Here is a 15,487-nt window from a genome sequence, read left to right on the forward strand (position 1 = left end):
AGGATTGCTGATGACGAAGAACCATTCGATTCTCTTCAAGCATCTCGGCTGGATTACGCTGCTGCTGATTTTTGAAACGTTCGCCTCAGGGCAAGAGATCGCTCGACCTCCCATCAGTGGCTTTTCGCACGTGAGTTTCTACACGACCCAAGCGGACGCGGCCAAAAACTTCTATGTCAACTTACTCGGCATGTCACCCGCTCGTCAGTCCGGCAGCTACCTTGTCGGACGTCAGCGCGTAACCGTAATTCCTGAGAATCCTCCCAATCCTCCTTCCCTGCTGGCGAACATCGGATTTGCCACGACCGATGTCGAAGCTATGCGCAAATACCTGGAGGCTCATCACGTGCAGGTACCGCCTGCCGTGCAGAAGGATTCAAACGGCACGCGCTGGTTTGAAGTGAACGATCCTGAAGGCAACCACATTCGTTTTGAACAGGTGACCGGGAAAAGACCTAAAACGAGAGATCCTCTGTCATCCCAACTCATTCATGTTGGTTTCATGGTCCATGATCGATCTGCGGAGGACGCGTTCTATCGCGAAATTCTGGGATTTCGGCCGTATTGGTTCGGTGGACGAACAGATGACCGTGTCGATTGGGTTGCGTTGCAGGTACCTGAAGGGCATGAGTGGATCGAATACATGCTCACCGACAAAGACGCACAGATGACACCTGAACGGCTTGGAGTCCTCAATCATTTTTCACTCGGTGTTACCGACATGAAGGAAACGGCAAAACAACTCGAAGCTCGCGGCTGGACTTCAAATTCGAGAAGCCACATGCAGATGGGTCGAGACGGAAAATGGCAGCTCAACGTATATGATCCCGACGGCACTCGCGTCGAATTTATGGAGTTCACGCCGACTCAGACGCCGTGCTGCTCTCCCTTCACCGCGCCACATCCATCCGCAAACAACTGATGCGCGGCGCGGCAGCAAGCATCACACTTTCCTATAGCTCGCATTAGCTATCCTTACTATAGCAATGATAGATATGACCAATCAGATTAACTTATAAGTATAGCTATATCTACGTTTTGTATTCTCTCCATAGAAACTATTCATTGGACGATTCAGCCTATCGAATAATAGCGTGTACTTCATCATTGACGCTTATCTCAGAAGATAAGCGCACGAGGTGAAGCGACGACTATGACCCGCCGTACTCGATTTTTGGCCGCCATGTTTGCTTCTCTGTTGCCTTTTGCTTCCCCAAATCTCTGCCAGGCTCAGACCGACGCTCCCACTGCTACCGACCTAAATGCCAAAGTAGAAGAACTGCAGCGGGAACTCGAAGATGTGCGCGCGCAATTGGCCGCTCTCAAGAAGGAGAGCACGGCAGCAACCACTGCTCCGGCTGCAGCTGCTGTGGCTCCAGCGCCGCCCGCAAACTCCAGTTCGACATCGCTCTCCAGTTTGCTGGGACCCACGAGCTTCAGTGGTTTTGTCGATACCTACTACGCTTACAACTCGAATCAACCAGCTTCTCGCACGAGTAGCTTCCGCAGCTTCGATACACAGGCGAATCAGTTCGCATTGAATCTGGTTGAACTCGTCGTCGATAAGCAGCCGGTCGCAACCAACAGTCGCACCGGCTATCACGTTGCGTTAGGATTTGGTCAGGCGATCAACGCAATCAATGGCAGTGATCCCGGCGGCTTGGGATTCGATCAATATCTCAAAGAGGCTTACTTCTCTTACCTGGCTCCAGCCGGCAAAGGTTTACAGGTTGATGTAGGTAAGTTCGTGACGCCTGCTGGCGCTGAAGTCATTGAAACTAAAGATAACTGGAACTACTCTCGCGGTTTATTGTTCTCTTATGCGATTCCGTACTATCACTTTGGTCTGCGTGCAAAGTATGCCTTCAATGACAAGTATTCGCTCACTGGCTACGTTGTGAACGGATGGAACAACGTAGTCGATAACAATACCGGCAAGACATATGGAATGAGCCTTGGTTGGAATGTTACAAAGAAAGTTAGCGTGACTCAGAACTACGTGGCCGGTCCTGAGCAGCCTACGAACTCCAACTGGCGTCAGCTTTGGGACACTGTAATCACCTACTCTCCTACCGGCAAGCTCTCTCTGATGGCAAATACAGACTACGGCCGCGGAGACCGCGCAACCGGGATCGTCCACCCAGTGTTCTGGACTGGAGTCGCGGGCTACGTGAAGTATGCCTTCAGTCCGAAGTATGCGGTCGCGACTCGTTATGAGTACTACGATGATCACGACGGCTTCACGACTGGAACCGCGCAGAACTTCAACGGCATCACGGGAACCTTTGAGCGGACGGTAGCAAGTCACATTCTTACGCGCCTGGAGTTCCGCCGGGACATGTCGAATCGCCCGACGTTCATCAAAGGCAACAACAATGCAGCCATGGCGCAGAACACTGCGGCAGCAGGGCTGGTGTTCATCTTCGACAGCCGTGAGGCGAAGTAAAAGTGGCGACGGATTGGAAGCAAGGGTCGGCAAGCCTGCCCTTGCTTTCCACTATGATGGAAGTCTCAAATCGGAGTTAATTTCGGTCTCATTTTTCGTTCATGCTCGATGTCGAATATGCGCAGCTAGCCGTCGGCTCGCACCATCGCGATTCCAAACATTGCTTCGCATCGATTACGCCCAAAACGGCTGAACAAGCTCGCACCCACGGCTGGATGTTTGCCATTGCCGACGAGATTGGCTCTGAACACGGGCGCGATTTCCGAAGCGCCACGGCTCTGGAGACCGTGTCCTCGGGCTTTGGCTCGGCGAGTCCATACGAACTGCAGCGGGCGCTACTGCCGCGTCTGATCCAGCAGGCAAACTCCAGGCTTGTGCGGGATAACAGAAAGCCAGAATCGCAAATTGCATTCGCGGCATGTGCTTTGCGGTCAGATACTGTTGTGATCTGCCACGTAGGAGACCTGCGTTGCTATCTGATTCGACGCGCTCATGCGGAGTTGTTGACGCGCGACCATACCGTTGTTAACGATCAGCGTCGACTAGGCTTGGTGCCGAATCAGGACGTCGTACGGTCTGCATCGCGTCAGCAGTTGGCGCGTTCTCTCGGCAACAACGTCTTCGTGGCAGTTGACATCGCGGAACGCCAACTTATTGCGGGAGATGTGCTGCTTGCCTGTTCGTATGGATTTTATTCAAAGATGCCGGAAGCGGATATGGAGTTGATTATCAGCGACAATCGCAGGCTGGAGGTTGCAGCTAGCGAACTCATCTCAGCCGCCGCCAAGAGCAACGAGAACGCCATCATCAGTGTGCAGCTTATTCGTGTCCAAGATACGGAACGGGCGGACACTAAGCGTTCGCAGTAGTCTCGAAAGAATTTGAATTCTTGTGCACGGCAGGTCTATTTGCCTCCTGTAACCGAGGCTGTCTCCGCGCGGGGAGCAAAGTAACCCTTGCGGCCACGCACTTTGTACTTCTTATTGACCGACTCGATATCGATAGTGCGGTATTTGCCGTCGGCTACAAAGTCAGCGGGTTTATAGGAGATCGCGTACTGGCTACGCAATTCTTCCTGAATTTGGGAAAACGCGTCGGCGACCTCTTCGATTTTGAAGGGGAAGAAGGCGCGGCCTCCAGTGGCATCGGCGATGGCTTCAAGAATCTTGTCGCCTCGAGTTTTCGTGCCGCTCACATTGGTGCTGATGGTGTAAACGACAACGTCGGCGCGCTCTGCTTCTTCGATGGCATCATCGCGAGTCACACGACTCTGGTTGTCCTCACCGTCGGAAAGAAGAATGATGGCGCGGCGTACGCCACCTTCAGCATTCTTTTTCTCCAGCTTGTCGCGGCAGGCGCCATAGATGGCGTCATACATAGCTGTGCCGCCGCCCGGCCGCAGCATGCGAACACCATTGGCGAGCCTGTCAGCGTTGCCGGTGAAATCCTGAGTTATCTCCGGAGTCGTGTCGAAACCGAGAACGAAAGCTTCGTCGCGGCTGGGGTGAATAATCTGATTCAGGAACTCAATCGCCGCCTGCTGCTCAAAACGAAAACGGTCGCGAATTGAATTGCTGGAATCCACGAGCAGTCCGACTCGGAGAGGCAGATTCGTTTCCGAGACGAAGCTGCGAATGTTGGCCGGAGGCATGCGGTTGTCCAACACACGAAAATCGCTCGCTTTCAGATCTTTCACATAGTGGTTGTGTTTGTCGGTGACGGCGAACACAACATTCACTTCGTTAACAGCCGTTCGAATGGTGAGCGGAGGGGCCTGATCGGCCGCAGTCTCGTTCGAGTTCTGGGCTGTGCTGGCTGGCTGTGCGGCCGTATTCTGCGGCTGCGGAACAGGGCGGGGCTTTGGATCGAGACTTTCGAGAACCGGCTGACCGGGCTTCTCCCGATGTTTCAATTCCGGCTGCCGAGCGGGTTGCTGTTGCGCGGTTGGCGCCGGAGGCGGCGCGGCCTGCTGCTCCAGAGTTGCTGATGGAGCCGAGGGAAGGCTTGTTGCATCCTGAGCGGACGCATTGGCACACAACACCGCTGCGAGCGGCGCAATTGCAAAAAGACGGGTAAATCGCATGGAAAGATTAATTATATTCCGGTTCTTACGAAGATTTCACGTTACTCAAGAGCACTTCTCATACCACTTTCGCGGATTGTCGTTGCGCGTTCATGATGCTGGAAAGCCTAACTGTTTGAGGAAGTTCTGAAGTTCTGTCGGCAGCACTCGTTCAAATCGCATTCGCTCGTGGGTAGCAGGATGAATAAACTCCAGCACTGCAGCATGAAGAAAATTCCGGTTCAACGAGAGTTGCTGATCCTGCTTCGGTGATCCCGATTGCCCAACTCGCATGTCCTGACGCCGAAGAGCACGTGGAGCTCCATAGAGAGCATCTCCAACAACTGGATGATGCAGCGATGACAGATGCACTCGGATCTGGTGCGTTCTACCGGTTTCGATTTCGACCTCGAGCAGCGCGAACTTTCCGAACGCGGTCTCGGCTTTCTGGGTCACGCGATAGTGGGAGACTGCTGCTCGTCCTCCTGAACGTCGCGTGGTCATGCGCGTTGGGCGGAGGCGGTCGCGGCTAATCTCAGCGTCAACAGTTCCCTTCTCCGGCGGCCAGCCCATCACCAGCGCAAGATATTTCTTCTTCACTTGTCTTGAGGCGAACTGGGCCGCCAACTTGCGATGAACCTCGTCGGTTTTGGCAATGACCATCAATCCGCTCGTCTCTTTATCGAGCCGGTGAACGATTCCAGGCCGTGCTTCGCCTCCCAGTTCGCTGAGCTTCCGAAAGCGGAATAGCAGCGCATTCACCAGTGTGCCGCGATTGCGCTCCTCATCTCCGGCCCCCGCGTGGACGATCATGCCGGCAGGCTTATTCACCACAGCCAGGTATTCGTCCTCATAAACAACATCGACAGGGATGTCCTCTGGCAGTGCTTTCAGCGGCGGGCGCTCGATCTCGCCGGTAATCTCGATCAGTTCATCGCCCCGCAGCTTGAGCGAAGACCTTGCAAGGGTTCCGTTGACGGTAACCTTCTCCTGCTCGATCAGGTCCTGCACCCGTGCTCGGCTCAAATTTTCGAGTGAGGAAGTGAGGAATTGGTCCAAACGGCGTCCTGAGTCCTCGGGATTGGCACGAAGTGTACGGATGGCCGGCGGTGTGTCGGGACGATCCATCAAGCTGGACTGCTCGTCAGGAGGATATCCTTAGCCGGGAAATCTGTTCCAAGCCGGTGCGACCTTCTCATTGCTCCTCCATCTAAAATGAAATCAGCTCCCCATGGCCGACGCCCATCAGGAAGAAGAGGTACTAGGAAAAGCATATGACAGCCGCCTGATGAAGCGGTTGCTGGCCTATTTGGTTCCTTACAAATGGCAGACGCTGCTCGCGATCGTCGCCATTCTGGTGAAAGCTGGAGCCGACGTCGTCGGCCCTTACCTGACTAAAGTTGCTATCGATAAGTACCTGGCGAGCGCCCGTGCCGGAGTGCGGCATCCGTTTCTAGATTCCTGGCTGAGCTCGCGTCCTCTGGTCGGCATCGGCCAGATCGCGGCGCTTTACGTTTCCCTCCTCGCAATCAGCTTCTGCATGGAGTTCCTGCAGACCTACTACATGCAGTGGGTCGGGCAGAAAGCGATGTTCGACCTGCGCAGCCAGATCTTTGCTCATCTGCAGCGCCTGCATGTCGCTTTCTTCGATCGCAACCCTGTAGGGCGACTCGTCACGCGCGTTACCACGGACGTGGACGCCGTGAATGAAATGTTCACGTCAGGCGTGGTCGCGATCTTTGAAGACGTGTTCGTGCTTGCCGGCATCGTTGGCTTCATGTTGTGGATGAAGTGGTGGCTAGCGCTGATCACCTTTGCCGTTCTGCCGCTGATCTTCTGGGCAACGATGATCTTTCGCAAAAGTGTCCGCGAGTCCTATCGACGCATTCGCGTCGCCATTGCCCGCATCAATGCTTATCTTCAGGAGCACGTAAGCGGCATTGTCGTTTTGCAGCTTTTTAATCGCGAGAAGCGGGCGTACAAGAGCTTCGAAGAGGTAAACGCGCAACACATGGATGCCTACAAAGACGCCATCCTTGCGCACGCGATCTACTACCCCACAATCGAAATTCTTTCCGCGATCGCCATTGCCAGCGTTATCTGGTTCGGAGGACGTCAGGCGCTAATCGACGCAGGTTTGCTCGGTACTCTGGTCGCTTTCATTCAGTACGCCCAGCGCTTCTTTCGGCCCATTCAGGACCTGAGCGAGAAATACAACATTCTGCAGTCGGCGATGGCATCAAGCGAGCGCATCTTTAAGCTCATCGATACGCCTGTTGAAGTCGCCACTCCCGCGGAGCCGAGATGTGTGGATGGTCCTGGCCGAATCGAGTTCGAGAACGTTTGGTTCGCGTACCAGCGAGTGAAATCGAAGAAGCACGAGGGTAATGGATTCTCCGAACAGCCTTTAGCTCATGAAGGAGAGCTCGATTGGGTGCTGCGCGATGTGTCGTTCACCATCGAGCCAGGCGAGACGGTTGCAATCGTCGGCCACACCGGCGCGGGAAAGACCACGATCATTTCCCTTCTGCTGCGCTTCTACGACATTCAACGAGGATCGATTCGCCTCGATGGAGTCGATATTCGCGACATGAATCTCGCCGATCTGCGCCGCCGCTATGGAGTGGTGCTGCAGGATCCATTCCTGTTCTCTGGCACAGTCGGCGACAACATTCGTTTAGGTTCAAAATGGGTGAGCGAGAAGATGGCCGAAACTGCGGCAGACGATGTGAATATCGGCAACTTCATCCGCACCCTTCCCGCCGGCTTCAAGGAACCCGTGCGCGAACGCGGCAGTACACTGTCGACCGGACAGAAGCAACTGATCTCGTTCGCTCGCGCTTTGGCGCATCAACCGCGAATTCTCATTCTCGACGAGGCCACATCCAGCGTCGATACCGATACGGAACTGCGAGTTCGTGAAGCGCTCACGACGATGGTGGAAGGACGCACGTCAATCATCATCGCCCACCGACTCTCCACGGTTCAGCGGGCCGACAAAATCATCGTCATGCACAAAGCTCATCTGCGCGAGATCGGAACTCACCAGCAGCTGCTGGCACACCGCGGGATTTATTGGAAGCTTTACCAGCTTCAGTACAAGGATCAGGAGATGGCCACTTCCTCAGGAAACTTGATCGGTGAACGGTACTGACCGCGGGTATGAGCGACGCGGCGCAAAGTCAGTACCGTCCGCGGTAGCGGATGGGTGAGTCTGGTTTTATCGATTCCGCCCGAGTGCCAGGTCCCGAAAAACGAGAAGATGGTGGATCGAGTTCCGGAATGGGACCATCTTGACCGCTAGCCACGTACTGAATAGCACGCTGGAGCCAACATCGGTCCATACATATCGCTTGCTTCCGCTATCAGCCCACGGCGTATGCGAATGCAGCCAACGTCCATCCTGCCGCAACTGCCGGGTGGAATTTGCTTTGAGCGCATTCAGCACGCGCTCGGGTCTAAGTGAACCGGTAGACACCACGGTGTGTACATGATTGCTGCGAACGTTGATGGCTTTCAACTCCCAACTGCGGAATTGGCATGTTTCATGGATCGCAGCTTCCACTGACTGACGCTGTATATCCGTCAACTTTACAGGAGCAAACTTCAGGTGGCGAACGTTATATTCGTGCCAGTTCGGATTAGCGATTATGTACTCAGAGTTGTACTGGTTCCGATGTCGATCAATAGATCCGCGTTCGTCGCCGTGCAGCCAGGTCCCATAGCACCTGAAGGTGATGAGATATGCCAGTGGAGTGTCAGGCATTGGCCAAGAGTATATAGAAAGTGGGCTGAGCTTCAGCAGGTGGAACAGTAGTAGATGCCCGCCGAAATTAATTGAGAGTGAAGAGCTGCAGCTCGCGAGCTCGAAGGCGGCATGACAGCGCAGACTCACCCATCCGCTACCGCGGACGGTACTGACTCTGCCGGGCCTCCAGTTGTTGTGCCCAATCAGGCCTGTGCCTGCTCCCCAATCGCATGTCCCACCGCGGCGACCGCCAACAAGCGTGTTGAATCAAGAGTAGGCAAGGGGCAATCTTCGGGTAGCACCAAAAGCGGAATCTCGGTGCAGCCAAGGATTACGCAGTCGCATCCTCGATCCTTCAGTCGATCAATCACTTGGTTGTAGAGCAGACGTGAACTCTCAGGAAACTTTCCTTGCACGAGTTCGTTCCAAATGATGTCGTCCACAATCCTCTGATCCTCCGCGCACGGTGGTAGCACTTCCATGCCTCTTGTGCGAAACACCTCGCGGTACATCGGACCGTTCATCGTGAATCGCGTTCCCAGCAGCGCAGCCTTTTTCCAGCCATTTCGCACCGCTTCGTCAGCCACAACTTCGCCAATATGAAGCCACGGAATCGGAGATTCCTGAATGAAATACGGCCAGGAAAGGTGGCACGAGTTATCCGGGCAAATGGCGAAATCCGCTCCTGCATTCCCCACCACCTTGGCCGATTCCAGCATGAGCTTGCCGACGCCCCGATAGTCGCCGGAATTGAAGGCCGGCATCCAGTCAGCCATGGGAATCGAGTGAAGCGTGACTTTGGGATGGTTGTAGGTTCCCAACAGCGGTTCCGATGCCTGCGCAACCGTGCGATAGCAAAGTGCCGCGCCTTCTGCACTGCATGCGACGATGCCGATATGCTTCACCTGATTCTCAGCCATCATTACGCCGATCTCAGCGTCACTAGTGTGACTTCCGGCGGCGCGCAGAACCGAAACGGTAGCGCCACAGTTCCGATGCCGCGATTGGTATAGAGCTGAAGATTGCGTACTCGGTAATAACCGCGGTAGTACTTCTTCGCCAATGGTGGAAGCCACAGTGGATGGATTCCAGGGAAGCGAATTTGTCCTCCATGCGAATGTCCGGAAAACTGAACGTCGATTCCATATCGGGACGACTCATCGGCGAAATCTGGTTCGTGCACCAGCAAAACCTTAGGTTCGCTCGCAGGCACACCCTGCATCGCCTGCTCCAGAGCCGCCTTGCCGAACATCGCGTCGTTCAATCCGAGCAGCCAAAACCGATCACCGTGGCGCTCAACTACTTGATTCGCATTTCGCAACAGAGTAATTCCGTGTGACGTAAGAGCTTCGGCTACAAGCTCCGGATTTGTCGCATAGTCATGATTTCCCAGAACGGCAAAGCTGCCATACGGCGCCTCGAGACGCGCGAGAAGCTTGGCACAGGGCTCCGCTTTCTTTGCTCCGTCTTTCGAGCGTCCGATCAGTGATTCGGTCACGAAATCGCCAAGCAAAAAGACGACATCTGGTTTTAACTGATTGGCGTCATGGACTGCGGCGCTGATCTCGTGCTCGCCCGTATAGGGGCCATAGTGAAGATCGGAAATGAGAGCTATCTTGAATCCGTCAAAGGCTGCCGACAGGCGGTTGACTTTTAAATTGAGCCGGGTCACATCGACGACGTTGGGTTCAATGAGACCTGAATACCCGGCCAATCCGATGGCCAGCACACCGGCTCCCAAACTGGCACGCTTTAAGAAAGTGCGGCGGCTTAACTTTGGCGGCAAGATGGTTTCGTTCTGATCGGTCGTGAGGGTGGTCACTCCTCATTAGACTACAAGTGAAAGCCTTACCGGGACACCGGATTCAAACTGGGCACCTTTCGGGGCTACACGGTGTCAAAAGAAATTGCGCAAGCTCGGCAATCGCGCCGTTCAACTCACGGGCAACTTCAGGCAGTTCGCTCCTTGAAATCGTGCTAACGCCTGATAGTGCCTCACGTCCAAAAGCAGCTAAGATACTGGCGCGAGTCTCTCGACTCGCCTGATGACATCTCCACAGTGAAACAGGTACTCGAAGCTCCGGAAGTTCAAAGCGCTGCTGCAGCACCGGCTCCGCAATTAGTTGTTCCAGAGCCGCCAAAACACGGCAGAGCGATGACCTGGTGGGGCTTGGGCTTGGTGGCGGTTGCTTTGATAGCTGTCCTGACCTTCAGAGCTGTTCGCCGTTCCGAGCCACTCGCAAATTCCGCAGCTTCGATATTTACCGTACAACGAGCTGATTTCGTTCGCACCGTTCGGCTCACCGGAACAGTTGAGGCAGTCAATTTCCTTGCCATCGCCGCTCCCCGCCTCTCCGGACCCGGATTGGGAACCTTGGTGATCACGAAACTGATGCCAAGCGGAAGCCACGTCAAGAAAGGTGACCTTCTGGTTCAGTTCGATCAACAGCAGCAAATTCGAAATGCACTCGACCAGGAAGCGACCTACCAGGATTTCGTCGAACAGATAAACAAGAAGAAGGCTGATCAAGCAGCCACGAAAGCCGCCGACGACAGTGCGCTGCATCAGGCGGAGAACGACGTAAATTCCGCCGCGTTCGAAGTCAAACGCAACGAGATTCTCTCCAAAATCGACGCTGAAAAGAACAATCTCGCCTACGAGCAAGCCAAAGCAACCTACGAGCAGCTAAAGAAGACGTTCGCGCTGAAGCGCCAGGCCGCTGCGGCAGAGCTGAAGTCTCTGGAGATCCAACGTGATCGTGCTCGCGACGCGATGGACTACGCGCGCAAGAACACCACGAGGCTTGAGATTCACGCGCCCATCGATGGCATCGTGGTGCTGAACACCATCTGGAAGGGCGGGCAGATGGGTGAGGTTCAGGAAGGCGACGAAGTTCGCGCCGGCATTCCCTTCATGCAGATCGTGAATCCCGGCGCGATGCAGGTGCGCGCGCGGGTGAATCAGGCCGACGTCTCGATGCTACACGTGGGTCAACCAGTACGCGTTGGTCTGGACGCATATCCGGATCTGTCATTCAAGGGCAAAGTCGATCGCATCGCCGCTATCGGCGTCACCAGCAGTCTGAACGACCGCGTCCGATCATTCAACGTGCTGTTCTCGATCGAAGGCTCCGATGCTCGACTCATGCCCGATCTGTCTGCGTCACTCGATGTAGAACTTGAGCGCATCCCGAACTCGCTCATCGTTCCACGTGATGCCGTTGTGAGCTCCGGAAATGAGCACTACGTTGTACTCGATTCCGCGTCGCGCTCGTCTCGCGAGCCGGTTCATATCAAGGCAGAGAACGATACCCAAGCAGCGATTTCCGGAATCTCGGAAGGTACACGCGTGCTGCGCAATGTGAGCCAGCAATGAAGTCCTTCATCAAGAAGCGAAGGTGGTTGCTCGGCAGTGGTTTCATTGTGGTACTGGCGGCAGTCGTCTTCGTCTCCGTTCGTTCCTCGCATGCAGCAGCAACTGCGATTCCGACCGCGGAAGTCCGTCGCGGCGAGTTCGTGGACTATCTCTCTATTCGCGGAGAGATCAAAGCGCGCGAATCAAAAACGCTCACCGCTCCTTCCGCAGCAGGAGACTTACAAATCATCAAGCTCGCGCACACCGGTCAGCAGGTGAAGGCCGGAGACGTAGTTGTCCAGTTCGACACCACTACGGTGCAGCGCACGCTCGAACAGAAGCGTACCGATCTCGCCTCCGCCGAAGCTCAGATACGCCAGCAGGAAGCGCAAGAGCACATGACCGAGGAGCAGAACCTGACCGACTCGCTCGCGGCCAAGTACAACGTTGAGAGCGCGCGCCTCGATGCCAGCAAAGCCGAAATTCTGTCGGTCATCGACGGTGAGAAAAACAAGTTAGCTTTGGCTTCATCGCAGGAAAAATATCGCGAGGCGCAAACCAAGCTCGATTCCGGAAAGGTCGGCTCCGCTGCGGACATCGCGCAACAAAAGAAGAAGCGCGACAAAGCTCTCTTCGACGTTCGACTCGCCGAGCACCAGATCGCTTCCCTCACCTTGCGCGCTCCCAGCGATGGCGTAGTTACCCTTTTACCGAATTTTCGTTCCGTGATGTTTGGCGGCAATGCTCCTGATTTTCGTGAAGGAGATCACGCCTGGCCGGGGGCCGCAATCGCCGAAATTCCCGACTTGAGTTCGGTTCGATTCGAAGCGCGAATTGAGGAAGCCGATCGTGGCAAGCTCAAAGCCGGCCAGAGCGGAACCGTGCACGTCGATGCCGTTCCCGATACCGATTTTTCCGGATCGGTACGCAGCATCAGCACGATTGCTCAATTGGATTTTACGAACTGGCCGCCGGCGAAGAACTTCACGCTCGACCTCAAGATGGATCGCACCGACACGCGCATCCGGCCAGGGATGAAGGCGAATGCGCGCATCGCCGTCGAGACTATTCCCGATTCGATACTCATTCCGCCGCAGGCAATCTTCCCCAAAAATGGTTCGAGTGTGGTGTACGTTCAGAACGGCCGAAAGTTCGACGAAAAGACGGTGCGCGTGGGGCGGCGCAGTGGTGATACGGTTCAGGTCATTGATGGACTGCGCCCGGGCGAGCGCGTTGCGCTGAAGAATCCAACGGAGCTGGCGCAGAACAAATGAAGACCAAGCGTCGCATCATCGCGTCCGCAATCGTGCTGGTGATTGCTGTATTTATCGGCAAAGGTATTGTTAATGCGGCGCGCAGTCTCTCGACACCAGAGGCGCCGATTCCGACCGCTCGCGTCGAACGCGGAGATGTTCAGATCGACGTCTTCACCTCTGGCGAGCTGCGAGCCCCGCACAGCATCTCTCTCATCGCGCCTTCCGTGAACGGAACACTTCAGATCGTCTCAATGGCGAGCACCGGAGCAGCGGTAAAGCCCGGCGACGTGGTTATCCAGTTCGATCCCAGCGAGCAGCAATACAACTTCGAGCAGGCCGAATCGCAGTTGCGGCAGGCGGAGCAGGACATTACGAAAGCCAAAGCTGATGCCGCTGTTCAGGCTGCACAGGATCAGACCGATCTGCTGAAGGCGCGCTTCGATGTGCGCCGCGCCGAGCTTGAGGTCGGTCGCAATGAGCTTGTGAGCTCCATTGACGCGGAGAAGAACAATCTTGCCCTCGAAGAAGCCAAGCGCAAGTTGGCGCAGCTCGAGCAGGACGTGAAGTCGCGCGCAACTTCGGGCCAAGCCGGTATTCGCGTGCTCGAAGAGAAGCGCAACGCCGCGCGTTTGGCGATGGACGTGGCGAAGCACAACATCGAGAACATGACTCTCAAATCGACGATCTCGGGCATCGTTGCTGCCAAAGAAAATCGCGACACCCTTGGAGGAATTTGCTGCTTCCCGGGAATGGTCTTGCCGGAGTATCGCGCCGGCGACCTGGTTCAGTCCGGGCGCGTTCTCGCCGATGTGCTCGACATCGATCAGATGGAAGTACAGGCCAAGGTGAGCGAGACCGACCGGTCGAATATCGCTCCCAACGAAAGCGCCGAAGTTCAGATCGACGCCCATCCGGGCGAAGTCTTGCCGGCCAAGGTGAAGACCGTTGCCGGCCTTGCTCCACACGACTTCTGGGGTGGTAACTCGCAAGCCAAGTTCCCGGCGACATTCCAGCTTGAACGCAATTCGCCTGATCTGCGTCCTGGCATCTCGGCGCTCGTAAAGGTACATGGGGTGCGTTTGAGCGACGTTCTGTATTTGCCTGCGCAATCGCTGTTCGACAAAGACGGAAAGCCCGTTGTCTATGTGAAACACGGAGACGATTTCCAGGCCACTGCGGTGAAAGTGAAGTACCGCAGCGAAAGCCGCATTGTTATCGAAGGTCTGCAGGAAGGGACCGAGGTTTCCGTTATAAATCCCACCAATAAGCAGAAGTCAGGACCACGCTCCAGTTCGATGCTGGCGAGCGGAGCACTGTAATGGCTGCTCCGACGATATCGCTGGCCGCAATCCGCCAATTCAAGGCTCGTTATCTTCCCGATCTGGGACTTGGCTTCCAGAACCTGCTCCTTCACAAGCTGCGCTCGCTCTTGACGATGCTCGGCATGATCTTCGGTGTCGCCGCTGTGATCGCCATGCTTTCGATTGGCGCCGGAGCGCGCCAGCAGGCGATGGCCTTCATCGAGCAGTTGGGCGTGCGCAACCTCATCGTGGAAGCACATGAGGCGAATTCATGGCAGGACTGGCAGGAGGCGCGCAAGACTTCTCCGGGTTTGACCCTGCAAGACTATCGCGTAATCCGCGCCACTACACGCGACGTAGTTGCATCCACGCCTCGCAAGAAATTCGTTCCAACGAAATTGCTGCCCAAGGCGCAAGGAGATGCCCCTCTCATTTATGGCGTCGAGCCGAGTTATCTGAACATTGCCGGTCTGCGCATTGTGTCTGGACGATTCTTCGATGAAGAAGACGCCGGCTCGGCGGCAAACGTCGCGGTGCTGGGCGAGGCGGCGCGATTTGCGCTGTTTCCGCAGCAAGATCCAGTTGGCAAGTACATCAAGGTAAATGACCAATGGCTGCACGTGATCGGAGTGGCAGGTCCTCAGATGACTTCAGGCGGCGCAATCGAGGGTGTTTCAAGCCAGGATCTGAACAATCTGATTTACGTTCCGCTCAATTGCGCGATGCTGCGCCTCGAAGATAATCGCAGCGGCTTCCGCGATGAGATCGATGGCATCTATCTCCAGCTTGCTTCCGCAGACGATAGCCCCACGGTCGCAGAGATGGTTCGCGGCGTTCTGAACGTCTCGCATCACGGCCGATCAGATTTCGGCATTCTAGTTCCCGCCGAACTGCTGGCACAGCAGAAGCGCACGCAGCGCGTCTTCAACCTGGTGATGGTCGCCATTGCTTCGATCTCGTTGCTGGTCGGCGGCATTGGGATCATGAATATCATGCTCGCCAACATCCTCGAACGTACACGCGAAATCGGCGTTCGGCGCGCAATTGGCGCGCGCCGCAGCGACGTCGTTCGTCAGTTCCTGGTGGAAGCGGTCCTGATCTCGTTCGTGGGGGGAATGCTCGGTATCGTTTTGGGAATGACGATGTCGAAGACCATCGCTGTGCTTGCTGGGTGGTCCACGGTCACCAGCATCAGCTCTATTGTGTTGTCCTTCGCATTCTCGGTTTCCGTTGGATTGATCTTTGGTCTCTATCCTGCGGTCAAAGCCGCCAAGCTCGATCCGGTTGAAGCGATTCGCTACGAATAAGGTACTTTGGGA

The 15,487-nt window shown here is 55.6% G+C and carries 13 protein-coding genes; 8 read left to right on the forward strand and 5 right to left on the reverse strand.

The window, feature by feature from the left end; all coding sequences use genetic code 11:
• Positions 1 to 10: 10 nt before the first annotated feature.
• From VFU50_04335 to VFU50_04345, 3 genes are all read left to right on the forward strand, one after another.
• A complete protein-coding gene (locus tag VFU50_04335; GenBank protein HEU5232066.1) occupies positions 11 to 922 on the forward strand; it encodes a VOC family protein in 912 nt (303 codons plus the stop codon).
• Positions 923 to 1,153: 231 nt separating this feature from the next.
• Complete coding sequence (locus VFU50_04340) at positions 1,154 to 2,446, forward strand: porin (protein HEU5232067.1); 1,293 nt, start codon at positions 1,154 to 1,156, stop codon at positions 2,444 to 2,446.
• A 101-nt stretch (positions 2,447 to 2,547) separates the two neighbouring features.
• A complete protein-coding gene (locus tag VFU50_04345; protein HEU5232068.1) occupies positions 2,548 to 3,315 on the forward strand; it encodes a hypothetical protein in 768 nt (255 codons plus the stop codon).
• Between the two features lie 35 nt (positions 3,316 to 3,350).
• Here the strand turns inward: VFU50_04345 and VFU50_04350 are convergent, their stop codons facing one another.
• Positions 3,351 to 4,529 (reverse strand): VWA domain-containing protein, encoded by a 1,179-nt coding sequence (locus tag VFU50_04350; GenBank protein HEU5232069.1) that lies wholly within the window; start codon positions 4,527 to 4,529, stop codon positions 3,351 to 3,353.
• A 90-nt stretch (positions 4,530 to 4,619) separates the two neighbouring features.
• Complete coding sequence (locus VFU50_04355; GenBank protein HEU5232070.1) at positions 4,620 to 5,636, reverse strand: RluA family pseudouridine synthase; 1,017 nt, start codon at positions 5,634 to 5,636, stop codon at positions 4,620 to 4,622.
• 103 nt (positions 5,637 to 5,739) lie between these two features.
• Between VFU50_04355 and VFU50_04360 the strand changes: the two genes are divergently transcribed.
• Positions 5,740 to 7,662, forward strand: coding sequence for an ABC transporter ATP-binding protein (locus VFU50_04360; protein HEU5232071.1), 1,923 nt, complete (start codon positions 5,740 to 5,742; stop codon positions 7,660 to 7,662).
• A 66-nt stretch (positions 7,663 to 7,728) separates the two neighbouring features.
• Here the strand turns inward: VFU50_04360 and VFU50_04365 are convergent, their stop codons facing one another.
• The 3 genes from VFU50_04365 to VFU50_04375 form a co-directional block, all read right to left on the reverse strand.
• A complete protein-coding gene (locus tag VFU50_04365; protein ID HEU5232072.1) occupies positions 7,729 to 8,274 on the reverse strand; it encodes a transposase in 546 nt (181 codons plus the stop codon).
• A gap of 185 nt (positions 8,275 to 8,459) precedes the next feature.
• Positions 8,460 to 9,179, reverse strand: a complete 720-nt coding sequence (locus VFU50_04370; protein HEU5232073.1) for an amino acid racemase — start codon at positions 9,177 to 9,179, stop codon at positions 8,460 to 8,462.
• On the reverse strand, positions 9,179 to 10,078 hold the full coding sequence (locus tag VFU50_04375; GenBank protein HEU5232074.1) for a metallophosphoesterase: 900 nt from the start codon (positions 10,076 to 10,078) through the stop codon (positions 9,179 to 9,181). Before VFU50_04375 ends, VFU50_04370 begins: the two co-directional genes overlap by 1 nt.
• Positions 10,079 to 10,246: 168 nt before the next feature.
• Between VFU50_04375 and VFU50_04380 the strand changes: the two genes are divergently transcribed.
• The 4 genes from VFU50_04380 to VFU50_04395 are packed head-to-tail and all read left to right on the forward strand — an operon-like array spanning position 10,247 to position 15,475.
• Positions 10,247 to 11,632 (forward strand): efflux RND transporter periplasmic adaptor subunit, encoded by a 1,386-nt coding sequence (locus tag VFU50_04380; protein ID HEU5232075.1) that lies wholly within the window; start codon positions 10,247 to 10,249, stop codon positions 11,630 to 11,632.
• Positions 11,629 to 12,885 (forward strand): efflux RND transporter periplasmic adaptor subunit, encoded by a 1,257-nt coding sequence (locus tag VFU50_04385; protein ID HEU5232076.1) that lies wholly within the window; start codon positions 11,629 to 11,631, stop codon positions 12,883 to 12,885. Before VFU50_04380 ends, VFU50_04385 begins: the two co-directional genes overlap by 4 nt.
• Positions 12,882 to 14,186 carry an HlyD family efflux transporter periplasmic adaptor subunit gene (locus tag VFU50_04390; protein ID HEU5232077.1) on the forward strand — a complete coding sequence of 435 codons (1,305 nt, stop codon included), beginning with the start codon at positions 12,882 to 12,884 and terminating at the stop codon, positions 14,184 to 14,186. The genes VFU50_04385 and VFU50_04390 overlap by 4 nt, the downstream gene beginning before the upstream one ends.
• On the forward strand, positions 14,186 to 15,475 hold the full coding sequence (locus VFU50_04395; protein ID HEU5232078.1) for an ABC transporter permease: 1,290 nt from the start codon (positions 14,186 to 14,188) through the stop codon (positions 15,473 to 15,475). Before VFU50_04390 ends, VFU50_04395 begins: the two co-directional genes overlap by 1 nt.
• The last annotated feature ends 12 nt before the right edge of the window (positions 15,476 to 15,487 follow it).

This window comes from Terriglobales bacterium (genome assembly GCA_035764005.1).
Classification (GTDB): domain Bacteria; phylum Acidobacteriota; class Terriglobia; order Terriglobales; family Acidobacteriaceae; genus Gp1-AA112.